Source organism: Bradyrhizobium sp. 2TAF36 (genome assembly GCF_052114925.1).
Lineage (GTDB): Bacteria > Pseudomonadota > Alphaproteobacteria > Rhizobiales > Xanthobacteraceae > Bradyrhizobium > Bradyrhizobium barranii.
Genome location: NZ_JBFRFR010000231.1, coordinates 1 through 1,336, shown reverse-complemented (window position 1 = coordinate 1,336; position 1,336 = coordinate 1). Strand labels below are relative to the sequence as shown.

2 protein-coding genes and 1 pseudogene are annotated in these 1,336 nt (G+C 56.7%); 2 read left to right on the top strand and 1 reads right to left on the bottom strand.

All coding sequences use genetic code 11. From position 1 onward, the window contains the following. Window positions 1-204 (top strand): hypothetical protein (locus tag AB4Z51_RS44915; RefSeq protein ID WP_441499765.1); only part of this gene is annotated, 204 nt, incomplete at its 5' end. Window positions 205-604: 400 nt separating this feature from the next. Then, the gene (locus tag AB4Z51_RS44910) at window positions 605-961 is read left to right on the top strand and encodes a hypothetical protein (RefSeq protein WP_223154002.1); all 357 of its coding nucleotides are present in this window, start codon (window positions 605-607) and stop codon (window positions 959-961) included. 41 nt (window positions 962-1,002) lie between these two features. On the opposite strand, the pseudogene AB4Z51_RS44905 reads toward AB4Z51_RS44910, so the two are convergent. Continuing rightward, window positions 1,003-1,336, bottom strand: a pseudogene (locus tag AB4Z51_RS44905) (L,D-transpeptidase family protein); the annotation flags it as partial.

Below are 1,336 nucleotides of genomic sequence, written 5' to 3'. Positions count from 1 at the left end.
CACGACATGGAACGAGTTTTTGCCGATATCGATGCCGATCACGGCGATCGCGGTATTGAGTGTCTGGGACATGGCGTGCTCCTTGTCTTGGCGCCCCTGGCCAGCTTATCGCTGGCGGGGCAGGAGCACGGCCGGACCATCCCATTAGCGGACGTGCGTCGTGGTCGCAGCGATATCCGCCTACTGTGCCGACATCGAAATTAATAGCGTGTTGACGATCGGAGCAGGCGGATTTGTCATCTCGGACGGAGATACTGCTGCGTCGTTGAGATTGCGGACCGGGCGTTGCGATGCGGAGGGCCTGCTTAGGGCCAAACTCAATTTCTTCAGCATGCGCCGGAACTCGTGATCATACGACGCGTCGACATCGCGCATCGTTGAAAACGATGTGACGAAATATTCCTTTAATCGGTCGATCGATTCTCCATCTCCATAGAGAACACAAGCACTGTTGGCCTTTCATTCCGGTGGTGAGTGAGCAAGCTTAAACTCTGCGGTACCGGGGCGGCGATGTGTGTGGCCCTGGAGTGGCTACTACGGGCCCAAGTTTGGCGTGCTTGACGTGTTCGGCGTGTGGGACTTCCACTGCGGGATTAGGAGTAAGATGAACAATCACCTTCGGCATGCAGCGCTTGCTGTATTCACTGTCATGCTGCCGATCTTTACAATCGGTCACGCTCGCGCCCACGATTATCAGCACCCCGAGTTGAACAGCTGGTATGAGAGCTTGCACAGTGGCAAAGGGCCTTGCTGCGATGGCAGTGATGCGAAGCGCGTTGATGACGCCGATTGGGAAACTAAGGACGGTCACTATCGCGTACGCCTTGATGGCGAGTGGGTTGATGTTCCGAACGAAGCTGTCGTGGATGGACCGAACCGCGCTGGCCGTACGATGGTCTGGCCTTACTACCTAGATGGTCATCCGAAGCCGCGCTGCTTCATGCCGGGGAGTATGGGCTGATAGCGAGCGCGGGGATGCAAGCCTGAAGTAGACCGGGCGCTCTAGCACCCGTCGTCTCCTTCCACGACGGTCGACAGGAAGCTGGAACGAGCCAGATCACACGCAATCGGTTTCGAGAACGAGGTGCCAAACCATCTACTCGTCAACGAACTATCGTTGGTGACCCAGGGGATTGGCGGCAGTTGCGGCAGATAAGATGCATACGGCATCACTTTCGCAAGCGTCACTCTGACCAGATACTTTGCTAGAAAAGCCTCGTTCATTCCGCCGTCCAGTCCGCTATAGATCGGGGCTGTCGGGACGTTGTCATTGAGCAATCGCGCGAATTCGAGTTCGTCGGTACGTTGCTTCTCAAGCGCCCGCCGCGCAATTTTG

Coding starts and splice junctions, on each gene's coding strand:
- AB4Z51_RS44910 (WP_223154002.1), top strand. CDS start 605: ATGAACAATCACCTTCGGCATGCAGCGCTTGCTGTATTCACTGTCATG.